The 16,142-nt window shown below is 59.6% G+C and carries 13 protein-coding genes; 4 read left to right on the top strand and 9 right to left on the bottom strand.

Annotated features, from left to right (window positions below; translation table 11 throughout):
• Nucleotides 1–1,018: S41 family peptidase (locus NW856_RS03635; RefSeq protein ID WP_414399135.1), on the bottom strand; the 1,018-nt coding region annotated here is incomplete at its 3' end.
• Nucleotides 1,019–1,206: 188 nt separating this feature from the next.
• Here NW856_RS03635 and petB point away from each other — a divergent pair.
• The 3 genes from petB to leuB all read left to right on the top strand — a co-directional run bounded on the left by petB (nt 1,207) and on the right by leuB (nt 3,788).
• Nucleotides 1,207–1,854: a cytochrome b6 gene (gene petB / locus NW856_RS03630; protein WP_041436518.1), complete on the top strand. Its 648-nt coding sequence runs from the start codon at nt 1,207–1,209 to the stop codon at nt 1,852–1,854.
• Between the two features lie 98 nt (nt 1,855–1,952).
• Nucleotides 1,953–2,465: a cytochrome b6-f complex subunit IV gene (petD, locus tag NW856_RS03625; RefSeq protein ID WP_011433236.1), complete on the top strand. Its 513-nt coding sequence runs from the start codon at nt 1,953–1,955 to the stop codon at nt 2,463–2,465.
• Between the two features lie 207 nt (nt 2,466–2,672).
• Nucleotides 2,673–3,788 (top strand): 3-isopropylmalate dehydrogenase, encoded by a 1,116-nt coding sequence (gene leuB, locus NW856_RS03620; RefSeq protein WP_414399133.1) that lies wholly within the window; start codon nt 2,673–2,675, stop codon nt 3,786–3,788.
• An 81-nt stretch (nt 3,789–3,869) separates the two neighbouring features.
• On the opposite strand, the gene dusB is transcribed toward leuB, so the two are convergent.
• The 5 genes from dusB to NW856_RS03595 all read right to left on the bottom strand — a co-directional run bounded on the left by dusB (nt 3,870) and on the right by NW856_RS03595 (nt 7,364).
• Nucleotides 3,870–4,955, bottom strand: a complete 1,086-nt coding sequence (dusB, locus tag NW856_RS03615) for a tRNA dihydrouridine synthase DusB (protein WP_414399131.1) — start codon at nt 4,953–4,955, stop codon at nt 3,870–3,872.
• A 16-nt stretch (nt 4,956–4,971) separates the two neighbouring features.
• Nucleotides 4,972–5,187, bottom strand: coding sequence for a 30S ribosomal protein S18 (gene rpsR, locus NW856_RS03610; protein WP_011433239.1), 216 nt, complete (start codon nt 5,185–5,187; stop codon nt 4,972–4,974).
• Between the two features lie 29 nt (nt 5,188–5,216).
• Nucleotides 5,217–5,411, bottom strand: coding sequence for a 50S ribosomal protein L33 (gene rpmG, locus NW856_RS03605; RefSeq protein WP_011433240.1), 195 nt, complete (start codon nt 5,409–5,411; stop codon nt 5,217–5,219).
• A 91-nt stretch (nt 5,412–5,502) separates the two neighbouring features.
• Nucleotides 5,503–6,366, bottom strand: coding sequence for an RDD family protein (locus NW856_RS03600; RefSeq protein WP_414399129.1), 864 nt, complete (start codon nt 6,364–6,366; stop codon nt 5,503–5,505).
• A gap of 29 nt (nt 6,367–6,395) precedes the next feature.
• Nucleotides 6,396–7,364, bottom strand: a complete 969-nt coding sequence (locus tag NW856_RS03595; RefSeq protein ID WP_041437346.1) for a ribonuclease Z — start codon at nt 7,362–7,364, stop codon at nt 6,396–6,398.
• A gap of 113 nt (nt 7,365–7,477) precedes the next feature.
• Between NW856_RS03595 and NW856_RS03590 the strand changes: the two genes are divergently transcribed.
• Nucleotides 7,478–7,849 (top strand): HesB/IscA family protein, encoded by a 372-nt coding sequence (locus NW856_RS03590; protein ID WP_414331368.1) that lies wholly within the window; start codon nt 7,478–7,480, stop codon nt 7,847–7,849.
• Nucleotides 7,850–7,884: 35 nt separating this feature from the next.
• Here NW856_RS03590 and NW856_RS03585 read toward each other — a convergent pair whose 3' ends face one another.
• The 3 genes from NW856_RS03585 to NW856_RS03575 form a co-directional block, all read right to left on the bottom strand.
• Complete coding sequence (locus NW856_RS03585; protein WP_414399127.1) at nt 7,885–9,117, bottom strand: response regulator; 1,233 nt, start codon at nt 9,115–9,117, stop codon at nt 7,885–7,887.
• 34 nt (nt 9,118–9,151) lie between these two features.
• Nucleotides 9,152–13,480, bottom strand: coding sequence for a PAS domain S-box protein (locus NW856_RS03580; RefSeq protein WP_414399125.1), 4,329 nt, complete (start codon nt 13,478–13,480; stop codon nt 9,152–9,154).
• Nucleotides 13,481–13,721: 241 nt separating this feature from the next.
• The coding region (locus NW856_RS03575) for a cation-translocating P-type ATPase (RefSeq protein WP_414399123.1) at nt 13,722–16,142 on the bottom strand (2,421 nt) is incomplete at its 5' end.

Below are 16,142 nucleotides of genomic sequence, written 5' to 3'. Positions count from 1 at the left end.
TTCCTACCAGTTGGGCTCGCCCACTATCCTGAAGTGCCCCGGCCAACACTTCACTGGCACTGGCGCTGCCCTGATTTACCAAGACCACCAGCGGCGCCTCTGTGAGCACCTCGCCGGTGGCGGGAATGCTGTCTTGAATGCCGTGGCGATCCGTCACCAGCACAATGTCACCCTTGGGGATCCAGAAGCGGGCGATCTCAATGGCCGCCTGCAAGAGTCCCCCCGGATTGTTGCGCAAATCGAGAATGTAGCCCCGCACCCCTTGAGCTTCTGCGGCCCGAATGGCTTGGCGGACTTGAGCGGCAGCATTGCCGTTGAACTGGCTGAGGCGAATGTAGGCCACCGATCCCTGAGGCAGCTCAAAAAAACGGGTGCGCACGGGGTTGATGGTGATCGATTGGCGTACCAGCTCCACCTCCCAAATGCGATCCTGCCGCTTCAGCTTCAAGGTAACCGGCGTGCCACTGCGCCCCCGCATCCGCTCGGCCACTTCGTCCAGGCTCAGCCCCGCCACCGGCACCCGATCCACCGCCAAAATCTCATCCTGGGGTTGGATCCCGGCCTGCTCGGCAGGAGTGCCTTCCATGGGGGCAATCACCCGCACCGCCCCCTGCTCATCGATGGCAATCTGCAAGCCGACACCGCTCAGCTCGCCGGCTGTGGAGGTCTGCAGGCTGAGGTAGTGCTCTCTGTCCAGAAAGCGGGTAAAGGGATCCCCCAGAGTGGCCAACATCTCCTCAATGGCCTGATAGGTCTGCTTGCGCTCCTTTAAGGGCCGGGAGAGAAACCGTTGCCGCACCTGCCACCAGTTTTGCCCGTTAAACCCCGGATCCACATAGGCCCGATCCACATAGGCCCAAGCCTGCGCCAGCAGTTGCTGCTCTTCTCCCCAGCGGCTGGCCTGCCCTGGACAGGCGCCAATGCCCAAACTCGCCCAGAGCAAACACCCAAGCAAGACAATGCGGATCCCCCACCCTCTCCAGCGGATCCCTGTGTATCTCGGCTTCTGCACAACCATCGATCCCAAAAAACATTAAGAAACATGAACAAAACGCAATATCGAAAACTTGCCTGGCCTCCTGGGATCGAGATCTTCGTCCCCAAGCTGAGCCCGACGCCAGGATGGTGTTAAAAGATTGTGTTACATTGCTGAGGAGAGTGGGCTTGCCCCGCCCTCGAGATCCAATTTCAAGAATTGCAGGCATTATGAGCAAAGTTTACGACTGGTTGGACGAGCGGCTGGAGATTACGCCTTTCGTCGACGACGCAACGGGAAAATTCATTCCGCCTCACGTTAACATCTTCTACTGCCTCGGCGGGGTGACGCTGGTGTGCTTCTTAATTCAGTTTGCCACCGGCTTCGCCATGACGTTTTACTATCGTCCGACGGTGGCTGAGGCCTTTGAATCGGTGAACTACATCATGACCCAGGTGAACTTCGGCTGGCTGTTGCGCTCCATCCACCGTTGGAGCGCCTCCATGATGGTGCTGATGATGATCCTACACACCTTCCGGGTCTATCTGACAGGGGGATTCAAAAAGCCCCGTGAGCTGACCTGGGTAACCGGCGTGATCTTGGCGGTGCTGACCGTCTCCTTTGGCGTTACCGGCTACTCCCTGCCCTGGGATCAGGTGGGCTACTGGGCGGTCAAGATCGTCTCAGGTGTGCCCAGTGCCATTCCGGTGGTGGGCGACTTGTTGGTGCAACTGATCCGGGGTGGCGAAGCGGTTGGTCAAGCTACCCTGACTCGCTTCTACAGCTTGCACACTTTCGTGCTACCCTGGCTGACCGCAGTCTTTATGACCATGCACTTTTTGATGATCCGCCGCCAAGGCATTTCTGGGCCTTTGTGAGCAAGGTTTGACTCCCAGACGCCTTTGACTTTCCTGGTAACTGGGATCTTTACCTGCCACTTTTTCAGAACTTTTGTCCCTAGATAAGGAGAACTCCCATGGCCGTCTCAAAACAGGTGATAGCGACCGAGGCCATTACCCGCAAGGTTGATCTAGACAACCCCAAAGTTGTAGCCAAGCTGAAGAAAAACATGGGCCACATGACCTATGGTGAGCCCGCTTGGCCCAACGATTTGCTCTTTATGTTTCCGGTGGTGATCCTGGGCACTATTGGAGTGATCGTTGGCCTGTCGGTTATGGATCCGGCAGGCGTGGGTGAGCCGGCGGATCCCTTTGCTACGCCTCTGGAAATTCTGCCGGAATGGTATCTCTACCCCGCCTTCCACATCCTGCGGATTGCTCCCAACAAGCTGTTGGGAATTGCTCTGATGTCTGCCATTCCTGTGGGTCTCTTGTTTGTGCCCTTCATCGAAAACGTCAACAAGTTCCAAAACCCCTTGCGCCGCCCAGTGGCGACAACGGTGTTCCTGATCGGCACCTTGGTCACCCTCTACCTGGGCATAGGTGCCACCTTGCCCTTGGATAAGTGGGTCACCTTGGGCTTGTTCTAAAAGAACATCTGGGACTCCCGCTTGATGGGTTGATCGTCATCATCACCATTAGAATCACCATCAGAGTGCAGCAGGTTGGTGGCCAGGCTGCACTTTGTTATTTGGAGAGCTTTTTAGAGGAGTTGTCTGCAAACCTGTGTGCCAAGGGATGGGCAAGTCCGCCGAAATGGTAGTATCTCTACGCCCTCATCTTCAGCTTGACCGCTCATGAGCACTTCTTCTTCAACTGCTCGAACCTATCGGATCACAGCCCTTGCCGGAGATGGCATCGGCCCCGAAATCATGCGGGTGGGACGAGCCGTTTTGGATGCAGTTGCCCGGCAGATGGGATTTGCTCTTCAGTGGCAAGAGGGCCTGATCGGCGGGGCTGCCTACGACCAGACTGGGGATCCCTTGCCGGCAGAAACCCTGAAAATGGCTCAAGAGAGCGATGCCGTTTATCTGGCTGCTGTCGGCGACTTCAAGTATGACGCTCTGCCTCCTGAGAAACGCCCGGAGCGGGCCTTGTTGGGCTTGAGGGCGGGGCTGGGGCTGTTTGCCAACTTGCGCCCGGTAAAAGTCTTCCCTCAACTGGTGGGGGCTTCCTCCCTGAAGCCAGAGGTGATCTCGGGGATCGACCTGGTGGTGGTGCGGGAGCTGACGGGGGGCATTTACTTCGGCCAACCTAAGGGAATCTTCACGGATGCCCAAGGATCTCGGCGCGGCGTGAACACCATGGTCTATAGCGAAGCTGAGGTGGATCGGATTGCCCGAGTTGCCTTTGAGCTGGCCCGCAAACGCCGGCGCAAGCTCTGCTCGGTGGACAAAGCCAACGTTCTCGAGGTGTCGCAACTGTGGCGGGAGCGGGTCAATGTCATTGCGGCTGAGTACCCGGAGGTGGAACTTTCCCACCTGTACATCGACAATGCCGCCATGCAGTTGGTGCGCTGGCCCAAGCAGTTCGACGTCATCCTCACGGGCAATCTCTTCGGCGATATCCTCTCCGATGAAGCGGCCATGCTGACCGGCTCTATTGGTATGCTGCCCTCTGCCTCTCTGGGATCCTCTGGCCCCGGCCTATACGAGCCGGTACATGGGTCGGCTCCCGACATTGCCGGACAAGACAAAGCCAACCCCATTGCCCAGGTGCTCTCCGGCGCCCTGATGCTCCGCTACTCCCTGGATCAGCCGCAAGCTGCCGACCGCATCGAACAGGCGGTAGAAGCCGTTTTGGCGCAAGGGTACCGCACCCCAGACCTCTACTCTGAGGGAATGACTTTAGTGGGTTGCCAGGAAATGGGAGAAAAGTTGGTGGCAGCCCTGTCCCAGCAGCAGGCGCAATAGCCTTTTTCGGGGCCACAGGCTACAGCCAAGGCAGACGTGCGGCGATTTCCAAGCAATTTCCAATTGTGGGGATCCTTGGAGCTACGCCCAACCGGCTTCAGGGAGAAGGTCGGCCTCCTCGGTGGTTTTAATGGCCTCTTCCGGTCGAGGTGTGGCTTCTTGGCAGCGCTCCATGGCTTGAAGAAGCAGGGCTTCCCCTTCCTGCACCGTCTCAATGCGACAGAGGAGAGCACGGAATTGAGAGGCTCCGGCAAAGTCTTTGATGTACCAAGTCATGTGCTTGCGGGCCTGACGGATGCCACGTTCCCCCTTGTACTCCCAGAGACCGCGCAGATGCTCTAAGGCCATTTGAATTCGCTCCAGGGGAGTGGGGGCCGGTCTTTCTTGACCGGTTTTCAGGAAGTGATCGATCTCCCCTACCAGAAAGGGATAGCCCATGGTGCCGCGGGAGCACATCACCCCATCGGCTCCGGTTTCCTCCAAACACTTCACCGCTGCGGCTGTCGAGAAAATATCCCCATTGGCGATGACGGGAATGCGCAGGTGCTGTTTGACGCGGCGGATCCAGTCCCAGCGGGCTTTGCCGTTGAAGCCTTGGGCGCGTGTCCGGGCATGCAGGGTGAGCAGTTGCGCCCCTGCCTCCTGCAGACGGTGGGCAAAATCCAAAATGTTGATCTCCTGATCTGACCAGCCCAGGCGCGTTTTCACGGTTACGGGCACCTCCACTGCGTTGGCCACCGCCTCCACAATTCGCGCTGCCGTGTCGGGATCGCGGAGCAGAGAAGAGCCACCGCCGTTTTTGGTAATCTTGTTCACCGGGCAGCCCATGTTGATGTCCACCAAGGTCGCCCCTTCGTCCACAGCCATGCGGGCTGCTTCCGCCAGAAAGTCGGGCCGACAATCAAACAGTTGGATGCCAATAGGCTGCTCCCCCTCGCCAACCTCCATGATGCGGGGCAACTGGCGGGCATAGTGCAAGCCGGTCGCACTGACCATTTCCGTGTAGACCAAGCTGTGGGGGGCAAAACGGCGTACCAGCCCTCGAAAGACCTGGTCGGTTACCCCTGACAGCGGCGCCTGAAAAACGCGGCTCAAAACTTTTACCCCGCCGATATTGAGGGGCTGGGACAAGCGGGCTTGGAGTTCCGGCGAAAGCTGCAGGCCCATCGGGATCCGGAGAAAGCTATCCCTCTTTGTTGACAAAGTAAAGAAGACCCATGATGCGCGCTCGTTTGATCGCGGCGGTGAGCTCCCGCTGTTGTTTGGCAGTCAGGCCGGTGATGCGGCGGGGCAAGATCTTGCCTCGCTCGGTCACAAATTTCTTGAGCAGCTCCACATCGGTGTACCTAATGGGCTCTCCCGGCTTGATGGGAGACAGGCGGCGGCGAGCGTAAACCATAGGTCAGGAGAACGGCGAAACGGCTTGAACTACTTAATCTCTTTGTGGACGGTGTGGCGGTTGCAGTGAGGGCAGAATTTCTTCAGCTCCAAGCGGGCTGTTGTGTTACGGCGGTTTTTGGTGGTGGTATAGCGGTTCACACCTGGAGAGCGCTTGTTGACGTTGGTGCGGCACTCGGTGCACTCCAGGGTGATGATGATGCGGGCACCCTTTGCTTTAGCCATGACGGATCCCAAGACGAAGGTAAACGGCAATGAGGAAACTGCAATCCCAGATCCTGAGGCTGGAGATGGGGGTTTACCTCGATAAGCGCGATCACCAATTATCCAACTTTTCCTTGACGGAATCAACCCAAGTTTTCACGTGCTTGCCCGTTTGTTGCCGTAGGCTACGGGCGTTGCGATCCACATCTTTGCTCAGGCGCTGCAACTGCTTGGACAGATCCCGCACGGTGTCATTGCGCTGGGCTTGGCGCAGCAGGTCGCGAGCAGCCGATTTGACGTCGTCAGCAGCGTCCCCCTCTAGGATGTCCTGCAAAAACCGCAAGACTTTTTCATCCAGGTGATAGCCCCGCTCCGCTTCCACGACCAGGGTGCGTCCAGCCCGGTCGTGAATGGTTTGGCGTTTTTCCTTGTCGAAGACGGCAAACAGCCCATCCGCAGCCAGAGGCACCAGCAGGGCCTCTGTAAGCACAAAGAGGGAGAGCACTCCCTCTCGAGCCAGAGAGCGAACCAGGTGCGGCGAGGCTTCGGTTTCGGGATCCAGGGTTTTGATGTTCAGCAGCCATTTGCCGAGGCTTTGGCCCTCAGGGCGGGACTGGAAATAGCCGCGGTTCACCAGCCAGGTAGCGAAGAAGGCGATATAGCCGACCATGTCCACTGCGCTTGCATTGGCCCCTACCAGAGCAGCCAAGCCTTGGGCTAGGTAGGAGATCCCCAGCCCCAGCCCAAAGTCGAGGGCAAAAGCCCCAATTCGTTTACTCCAGGGAGCCAATTTCGGCAGGGTTTCCCCCTCAGCAGCCGTTTGCGGGGCTGGCCGCTCGGCTTGAACCGGGGGCAGAGAAGTGGCAGGGGGCAAAGCGCTGAAGGTTCGCCACTCGCCAGCACTTTGATCCAGTTGTTCGGTTTTGGGCCGCTCTGGAAATTGGGGGCGTTCGGGGTAGGGTCTGGGATCCGTCATTGCCGGTTGAGACAGTCAGTTCTACCATTCTAGCGAGGCAAGCCCACACCCACCGGCAGAGGGGACGGGCTGCGACGGGGGATCTCGTAGGTCAGCCGATCGCGGGCCAGCAGGGTATTGGGGAAAATGGCTTGGGCTTCGGCCAGCAGGTCTTCCAAGGTAATGGGGGCCTCTGGGGTGTAGCGGGGGCTGAAGTGGGTGAGGATCAAAGCTTGGGCCTTGGCTTCGGCGGCCACTTGGGCGGCCATGGCGGCGGTGGAATGCTTAGAGCGGCGGGCCAGCTCCAAGTCAGCCTGAGCGTAGGTAGCCTCGTGGATGACCAGATCCGCAGCCCGGGAGAGATCAACAGCATTGCGGCAGAAAATGGTGTCGGTGCAGTAGGAAAATTTGCGGCCCGGAATGGGATCCCCCACATAATCCCGTCCATGAAAGCAGCGGCCCTGCCAGATGATGGATTGGCCGGCCTTGAGCTGCCCATACAGAGGGCCAAAGGGGATCCCATCGGCTTGGGCTTTGGCCACATTAAAGCTGCCTGGCCGATCCTGTTCCACCACGCGGTAGCCGAAGGCGGGCACCCGGTGATCCAAGGGCGCGCAGAAGACGGAGTATTCCGGCTCTTGCAGGATGAGGCCGGTTTCGACGGTGTGAACGCGGAAGCCGTAGGGGATGCGCGTCTCGCTGTAGCGCAACACGGCCTTCAGGTACTCTTCCAGGCCCGGCGGGCCGTAGATATCGATGTGCTCAGGGGTGCTGCCCAAGCCACAGGAGGCCAACAGCCCCGGCAGGCCGTAGATGTGATCCCCGTGCATGTGGGTGATGAAAATGCGGCGCAACTGGCTGGGGCGCAGCTCGTCTAGGCGCAGCAACTGGTGCTGGGTGCCCTCGCCGCAATCGAACAGCCACCATTCCGACCGCTGGGGAAACTGCACCGCCACCCCGGAGACATTGCGCTGGCGGGTGGGCATGCCGGAGCTGGTGCCCAAAAAGGTGATCCGAATGGCATTGGGATCTGTCACAGGGGCAAAACCTCAGGGATTGGGATCCCTAGCTTACCAATTGCTCTCGCTGGCCGAGAAAAAACCCTTGATAGGATGGGGAGTAGAACGTACCCTTGAGCCTTCTCGTCATGATCACCCTGACCGATAGCGCCATCCAAGAGTTGAAGCGCCTGCGCAGCAAGTACGAAAAAGAGGGATCCCAGCCCATCCTGCGTCTGGGGGTCAAGCCGAGCGGCTGCTCTGGCCTCTCTTATGTGATGAACTTCGAGTCTCAGGCCAACCCTGACGATCATACCTTCGACTTTGGGGATATCCAGGTGGCGGTGGATCCCTTGAGTATGACCTTGATCAGCGGCACCACCGTCGATTTTTCCGAGGATCTGCTGGGCGGTGGCTTCCGCTTCAAGAACCCCAATGCAATAGCTAGCTGTGGGTGTGGCACCTCCTTTGCCACTGCCGAGACCGCTGCTGTCGTTGGTCACTAAAGTCTCAATCGCTGCCTCCCACCCGCCTTTGGGCGTCAACGGTTGGAGGGCTCTAGGCTGGGCAGCCAAAGGACAAACCAAGTCCATCCGTTCTGGCTGGTGACCCGGATTTGGCCCTGCAGATACTCCACCCAATGCTTCACCAAGGCCAGTCCAAGGCCGCTGCCCGGCTGCGCCCAGGGATCCTCAGAAGGCACACGGTAAAAGCGTTCGAAAAGGTGGGGCAGGTGGTCAGGCTCGATTTGGGCGGTGTTGCCAATCCTTAGCTCAACCCCACCGGGAAAGGCTTGCACCTCCAAGCGGAGGGTTCCGCCCGGCTGGGTAAACTTGCAGGCATTTTCCAGCAGTTCCTTCAGGATCAGGGTTAGCTGCTGCGGGTAGCTGTAGAGCACTGCCGGGAATGAGGTCGGCTCTGCCATCTCCAGCTTCAGTTGCCGGGCTTGAGCCCGTTCTCGCACCCCGTCGAGCAGGCTTGTGCAAAGGCTGTGGAGATCGATGGCGGCAGCCGCAGAGCTCAACTCTTTGGCTTCTAGGCTCTGCAGATCCAGCAACTTGTTGATCAGCTCAATTTCAGCCTGACACTCTTCCAAAGCGATGCGGTGGTATTGGCACTGCTTCTCGTTGAGAGGAGTGCGGCCCAATAGCTCCAGGGCCAGCTTGATCTTGGTGAGGGGAGTGCGCAGCTCGTGGGAAACGCTGGCCAGAAAGCTATCCTTAAGGCGGCTGAGCTGCTGCAAGTCCTGTACCTGGCAGGCCAGCTGGGCGGTACGTTCCTGCACTTTGGCTTCTAGGGCTTGGTTAAGTTCCCGCAGGTGGCGTTGGGCTTGGCTGGCCTGGATCAGGTGACGGATACGCCGCTTCAAAACCGCCCAACGAATGGGTTTGGAAATGTAATCGCTGGCCCCGGCAGCAAAGGCTTCATCCACGCAGGACTCATCTTCCAGCGCCGTGACGATGAGAATGGGCAGATCCGAGTTTTGAGCATGGAGGCGGCGACAGCACTCAAACCCATCCACATCCGGCATGACCGCATCCAGCAAGACCATATCCACTGGGTGTTGAGCGGCTAGCTGCAGACAGACTTCGCCGCTGCTGGCTTCCAGGACTTGGTAGCCTTCTCGCTCAAGGGCGTAGCGAACCATGAGTCGCTGGCTGGGCTCATCGTCCGCGATCAACAACAACGGCTTCTTTTCAGGCGAGGGGGATCCCGCCTGGGCCTCAGGAACCGCCGGCGAGCTGGCCGGAGGGTGGGGATTGGGCCTCAGCATAGGCATCGAGAGGAGAGGGAGAAAGGCTCTGCACTCAGGAGGAGAGACTGAGGGTAACTTGCCGATATGCCACCTCCAGCTTCTGCACGGCTTGCTCTATAGTATCCCATTTCACAGAACTGGCTGGCTCGGCATGAACCAGCTTTTCCAACTGCTGACACAGCTCGGCCAGACGTTTGGCGCCCAGGGTGCTGCTGCTGCCCTTGAGGCGGTGGGCCAACCGAGCAATGGCTTGGGGATCCCGCTGCTCTAGGGCCTGCCGCAGGGATCCCAATAGAGCTTCGCTGTCCTGCCGGTAGGTTTGGATCATCTCCTGCCAGGCTTCTGGAGAGCTGAAGACTGCCCGCATCTGGGCGAGGATAACGGGGTCGAGGGGCGGATCCTCTTCTTGGCTGGCCGGGATGGGAAGGGGAAGGGATCCCTGAAGAACCCGGACTAGGGCGGCTGGCTCCAAGGGTTTGGTTAGATAGCCATCCACCCCGGCAGCTTCGGCGGCAGCACGGCCTTCCGAAAACACATTGGCCGTGAGGACAACAATGCGAGGCTGGCGCTCAGGAGGCAGCTCAGCACGGATGCGACGGGTGGCCGAAAGACCATCCAGCTCCGGCATTTGCATATCCATCAACACCAGATCGTAGGGTCGCAGGCGCAGAGCTTGGACGGCTTCCAGACCGTTGCCGACTATGTCGGGCCGGTAGCCCAATCGCTCCAGCATGAGGCGAATCACCTTCTGGTTAACCGGGTTATCCTCTGCCACCAGGATCTGCAGTGGGTAGCGGCTGGCCAGGGTCGCGTCCCAAATGGAGGGAGGAGCGGCGGGAGAGGAAGATAAGGAGGAAGGAGCTTTTTCTCCCACAAGCCCCAGCAGCAGCTTCCGCAGTTGGGAGGCTTTGACCGGCTTGGCCAAAGTGGGGAGAGGGTCTGCTGTGGAGATGAAGTTGCGCCCCGTCAGCACTAGCGGTAACAGGCGGGGTTGCGCTGTCTGCAGGTCAGCCGCCAGGGTCAAGCCATCCCGGTCTGGCAGGGTGGCATCCAGAAGGGCCAGGTCAAAAGGACGAGTTCTAACTGCAGCTTGGGCTTCTGCCGCCAAGGCACAACAGGTTACCTCCATGCCCCAAGCGCTCAGCAGTCGGGATAGCAACTGCCGTTGACTGGCGTTGTCTTCCACCAGCAAAACCCGCTTGCCGGCCAAGCTGGGATCCGGCGCAGCTGTTGCCGATGGCTCCTGGTCTAACCTCTTCAGGGGGATGCGAAAGCGAAAAGTGGATCCCTGGCCCGGCTGACTTTCCACCCCGATTGCTCCCCCCATGAGCTGGCAGAGACGCTGGCTGATGGCCAGGCCCAGACCGGTGCCCCCAAACTGGCGGCTGATGGAGCTATCCACCTGGCTGAAGGGCTTGAAGAGGCGATCCAATTTTTCGGGGGGAATGCCAATGCCTGTATCCCGCACCTGAACGCTTACCCACTGCTTTTCAGGATCCCTCTCCCCGGCCTCGACGGTCACCACCACCTCTCCCTGGGGGGTGAACTTGATGGCGTTGCTGAGCAGATTGGCCAGAACTTGCCGCAGGCGACTTGGATCCCCTATCAAGGTTGGCGGCAGGTTGGGATCCACCCAGGCCATCAGCTCCAGCTCCTTGCTCTGGGCTTGGGCGGCCATCAGATCCAGCAGCTCCTCCACCAACTGCGGCAAGGAAAAGGGTATTTCCTCCAGTTCCAGTTTTTGGGACTCGATCTTGGAGAAATCGAGGATGTCGTTGATCAGGTTCAGCAGCACCTCGCCTCCATAGCGGATGGTCTGCACCCAGTCCCGCTGCTGTCGATCCAAAGAGGTGTCCAGCAGCAGGTTAGCCATTCCCAGGATGGCGTTGATGGGGGTGCGGATCTCGTGGCTGATGGTGGCCAGGAACTCGCTCTTGGCCCGGCTGGCGGCTTCGGCAGCTTCCTTAGCTGCTTTCATCTGCTCTTCTGCCAGCTTGGCTACGGTGATATCCCGTCCGGCGGCGTAGACCAGGGATCCGGCCAAAGAGGCTCGCCACTCGATGAAACGATAGCTGCCGTCCTGGGTGCGGTAGCGGTTGACAAAGTGATCCAGCCGTTTCTCTTCGACAAGCTGCTGCATGGCCGCCTGCGTGGCGGGGAGGTCGTCCGGATGAACCCACTCCAAAAAGGGTCGGCTCTGCAGCTCCTGCAGGGAATAGCCCAGGGTGGTCTCCCAGGCGCGGTTGAGACGGCGAAAGTACCCTTGGACATCGGCAATGCAGAGCAAATCCAGAGCCACCGAGAAAAACTGCTCCAGCTCCGCTTCTGCCGACTTGCGGGCAGTGATGTCCACCGCGGTAAACACCCAACACGGGATCCCGCGCAAGACAAGGGGCTGCACAAACACGTCTTCCCAGACAACTCGGCCATCCTGCCGCTGCCATTGCCACTCAAAGCGGGCGGATCCCTGCTGGCGGGCTTGCTCCAAGTGGGGCTGCAAAGCAAACTCCCTCCCCTGCAAAGCCCGGCGATAGGGAGACTGCTCGGAAGCGTCGAAGGCCCGCAGCTCCTCCAGGCTGAAAAACCCGTAGGCGGCAATGGCTTGGGAGTTGGCCTCCAGGATCTCGCCGGTCTCGGCATGACGGATGAGGATGGCCACAGCGGCATTCTCAAACAGCGCCCGGAACTTCTGCTCGCTTTCCTGGACGGCCTGCTGGGATCGCACCCTGTCGGTTACATCGCGGACGATCACCACCACCTCTTGGGCGTTGAGGGGCACAATGCGCACCTCTTCGTGGCGGGTCTCCCCTTCAATCTCGATGCTTTGGTCGTAGCGCTGCCGCGTCTGGGTAGCTATAGCCTGCTGAACAAAGAAAAGCCGCCGCTCGGCCAACTCCGGTGGCAAAAGCTCCTGCAGGGATCGGCCCACGTAGGTGTCCGGCGAGCCATAGGGAAGAACCTCGCCCCCCGAGACAAAGCTCAAGCAGATGCCCTGGCTATCAAGGCGAAAGATCAAGTCGGGAATGGCTTCTAGAATGGCTCGCTGCAGCTGTCCAGCAGCCTTCAGGGCCAGCTCCGCCTGCTTGGCTTCTGTAATATCCCGCACGATTGCCAGGACTTCCTGGCTGTTCAGAGGCACAATGCGGGCCTCTTCGTAGCGTACCTCCCCTTGAACTTCAATGCTGTACTCGTAGCGCTGTTGGGTTTGGGTGGCCAGGGCTTGCTGAACATAGAAAAGCCGCTGCTCTGCCAGCTCCAGCGGCAGAATCTCCTGGAGGGATCGACCTAAGTGGCGCTCTGCTGGGCAGTCAAGATGGACATCGCCGCCGGAAATAAAACTCAGGCAGATGCCCTGGCGATTCAGGCGAACAATAAGGTCGGGGATGGCTTGGAGAATGGCCCGCTGGGTGGCTTCCATTTCTCTAAGGGCCAACTCCGCCTGTTTCCGCTCGGTGATATCCCGCACCAGGATGTAAATTTTGTCTCTCCCGTGAGCGACAACGCAGGCTCTCCGATAGCAGCGGATCCCCGGCTCAATCTCAACTTCGTACTCTAGGTACTGCGGCGTCTGGCTGACCAAGGCCCCCTCCGCCAGAGATGGATACTGCTCTTTCAGCGAGCCAGTAAACACGTCTTGGGCGCGGCGACCCACGTAAAACTCAGGCGGATGTCGGGTGGGAACGTAAGGGGAAGGCTTGCAATGAAGAATGACTCCCTCGGCGCTGAGCTCAAAAATCAAGTCGGGAATGGCCTCGTAGAGGGCGCGGTAGCGAGACTCGCTTTCCTGTAGAGCCCGCTCCATCTTGACCCGCTCGCTGATGTCGCGGCTGGTGATGAGGATCCCATCGCCCACCGGCACCACTTGGTGATGGATCCAACTGGCCTTCAAGCCCGGCTGCCCCGAAATGGGGAACTCCTCTTCCAGAGGAATGCCGGTTTCCACCACTCGCTTGTATTTCTCAAAAAAGCCCCCCCAGCGGTTGATGGGCAGCAGCTCGCACAGCCGCTGGCCGATGATCTGCCGGCGCTGGAGGGAAATGAGCTCTTCCCCCTTGGCGTTGACATCCACAAAGACAAAGTCGCGGATCTCGCGGGTAACGGGATCCCGCACCGCCTCCAGCAGGTAAATAGCATCCAAGCTGGCTTCCAAGGCTGCCCGAAAACGAGCCTCTGGGCTGGGGGTGCCTCTAGGAGGTTGGAAGGGAAATCTTCGAGAAAGGGATCCCAGGATCCCTCTGAAGACAGAAAGCGGCTGACTTTCCCCCAGGCTGACGCCAAGCAGCAGGAGAGCCAAGAAGAGGGATCCCAGCAGCCAAAAGGCAAGGCCAGAGGGATCCACCAGGCCCACCGTTTTCCCTACCGCCCATAGCTCTCTGTGCATAGAACCCAGAGATTCCTGCCCCCTTTCCACAGTATCCCAGCAAGTTTTTCCAGCTTATCCTGCAGGTCAAAAGAGGAAGCTCAGCCAACTTGCGGAAATGGCCTCTATGCAATGGGCAGGATTCCTCGAGAGTGGCTTTTTGGGGAAATGAGTCTTGGCTCAAAGCTTTGTTTCTGGATGCAGCAGGGAGAGAGACTCTTTATTGTGAAGATGCTTTATTGTGAAAAATAATTGTGAAGATTCAGCGGGATCCCTTGCGCCAGCGGCAATAGAGTTTTTCCAACTCCACCCAGACCATAACCACGGTGCTAAAGCCCAAGCAGATCAAAAGTTCAGTGCGGGTTAGCTCCTCTGTGCCAAAGAAGCTGCGCAAGAAAGGCACATAGAGCAGAGCCAATTGCAAGAGCAGAGTGGTCAGGACCGCGCCCAGCAGGTAGGGGTTGGAGAAAGGGTTGGTCTCGATGGTGAGCTTCTCGTTGGAGCGCACGGCCAGCGCATGGCCCATCTGGGCGATACACAGGGTGGTGAAGACCATCGTGCGCCAGTGGGGGATGTAGGCTTCCACAATGGCCATCATGAGGATTGTGGAGATGGCAAAAACCACGCCGATGCGCACCATGTAGGCTCCCAGCCCCTGGGCGAAGATGCTCTCTTTGGGGTTGAAGGGGGGGCGCTGCATCACCCCTGGCTCCGCCGGTTCCAAAGCCAAGGCCAGAGCGGGCAGGCCGTCAGTCACCAGGTTCATCCACAGGATCTGTAGGGGCGTCAGCGGCACATCTCCCAAGCCCAGGATGGGGGCAGCAGCCACTGTCAGCACCTCACCGATGTTGCTGCCCAAAATGTACTTCACAAAGCGGCGGATGTTGCTGTAGACCACTCGCCCTTCTTCAATGGCTGCCACGATGGTGGCGAAGTTGTCGTCCAGCAGCACCATATCGCTGGCCTCTTTGCTCACATCGGTGCCCGTGATGCCCATGGCGATGCCAATATCCGCTTGGCGCAGGGCAGGGGCGTCGTTGACCCCATCCCCGGTCATGGCCACGAACTCGTTTTGCTTTTGCAAGGCCTGGACAATGCGCAGCTTGTGTTCGGGGGCGACGCGGGCATAGACCCTGACGGTTTGTACCGTTTGCAGCAGCTCCTCGAAACTCAAGCGGGAGAGGGTACGCCCGTCAATCGCCTGATCCTCCGACTCGAGAATGCCCAGCTGGCGGGCAATGGCAACAGCTGTCAGTTGGTGATCGCCGGTAATCATCAGGGTGCGGATCCCGGCTTCTCGGCAGCGGGCCACGGCCTCTCGCGCCTCTGGTCGCGGAGCATCGTGCATCCCCACCAAGCCCAGCCAAACCAGGTTGTGCTCCACCTCTTCCCCGTTGTCCGGGATCCGCTCTAGCCTCTGGGTGGCTACCCCCAGAACCCGGATACCTTGGGCGGCCAGGCGGTTGTTGGTGCCGAGGATGGCTTGGCGATCTGTTTCCGACAGCTCCTGCCAAGTGCCCCCTTTCTGGATACGATCACACCGCTCTAGCACCAGCTCTGGGGATCCCTTGGTGTAGACGCAGTAGCCGCCGTTTTCTTGGATCACCACGCTCATGCGTTTTCGTTCCGAGCTGAAGGGGAGCTCCTGCACCCGTGGGTAGCGCTCCTGTAGGGAGCCTTTATGGAGGTTGGCCTTGGCGGCTGCCACCAGCAGGGCGGCCTCGGTGGGATCCCCCAGGATGGACCAGGTGGGCGTTGAAGGGGGAGAAGAAACTGCAGACCGTGGGTTGCGACCGGCAACGGGTTGGAGGCTGGCCTGCAACAGGGCATCGTTGCAGAACACCACGGCCCGCAAGATGGCCTGCAGATCCGGGGCGCTCCCGGGATCTACGGGCTGGCCGCCGCAGTAGAAGGATCCCTTGGGGATGTAACCGCTGCCGCTGACGTGGTAGTGGCGGTCGGGGGTAATGATGTCGGTTACCACCATTTTGTTTTCCGTGAGGGTGCCGGTTTTGTCGGAGCAGATGGTGGTCACGGATCCCAGGGTCTCTACTGCCGGCAGGCGGCGGATCAGGGCGTGGCGGCGCACCATGCGTTGGGTGCCTATGGCCAGGGTGACAGTGATCACCGCAGGCAGCCCCTCTGGTACCACGGCCACGGCCATGCTCAAGGAAGTTTCCAAAAGCGAGGTAAAGGGGGCCATGCTCCCGGCTTGCAGCAGCCCTATCCCCACCACCAAGGCCACCAAAGCCAGGGATCCCGACACCAGCACATTGCCCAGTTGGCTCATGCGCCGCTGCAGGGGAGTGGGCTCGTTTTCCACCGTTTGCAGCAGCTTCGCCACCTTGCCCAGCTCCGTGTTCATGCCGGTGGCAGTAACCAAGAGGATCCCTCGCCCCTGAATCACTTCGGTGCCCATGAAGGCCATGTTGCGCCGTTCCCCCAGCTCGATGTCCGGCGGGAGTACGCAATCTGCCTGTTTGGTTACAGGGGTGGCTTCTCCGGTCAAAGCTGCCTCTCGCACCTGCAAGTTCACGGCCTCGGCCAAGCGCCCATCGGCTGGGATCTGCACCCCCGCCTCCAGCAGCACGCGATCCCCCGGCACCAGTTGGCTGGCCGGAACTTCTTGCCACAGGCCATCCCGCTCCACCCGCACGGTAGGGGAAGCCAGTTTTTTCAGGGC

It is taken from the genome of Synechococcus sp. R3-13 (assembly GCF_047462195.1).
Taxonomy (GTDB): domain Bacteria; phylum Cyanobacteriota; class Cyanobacteriia; order Thermostichales; family Thermostichaceae; genus Thermostichus.
This window is presented reverse-complemented; position numbering and strand designations above follow the sequence as displayed.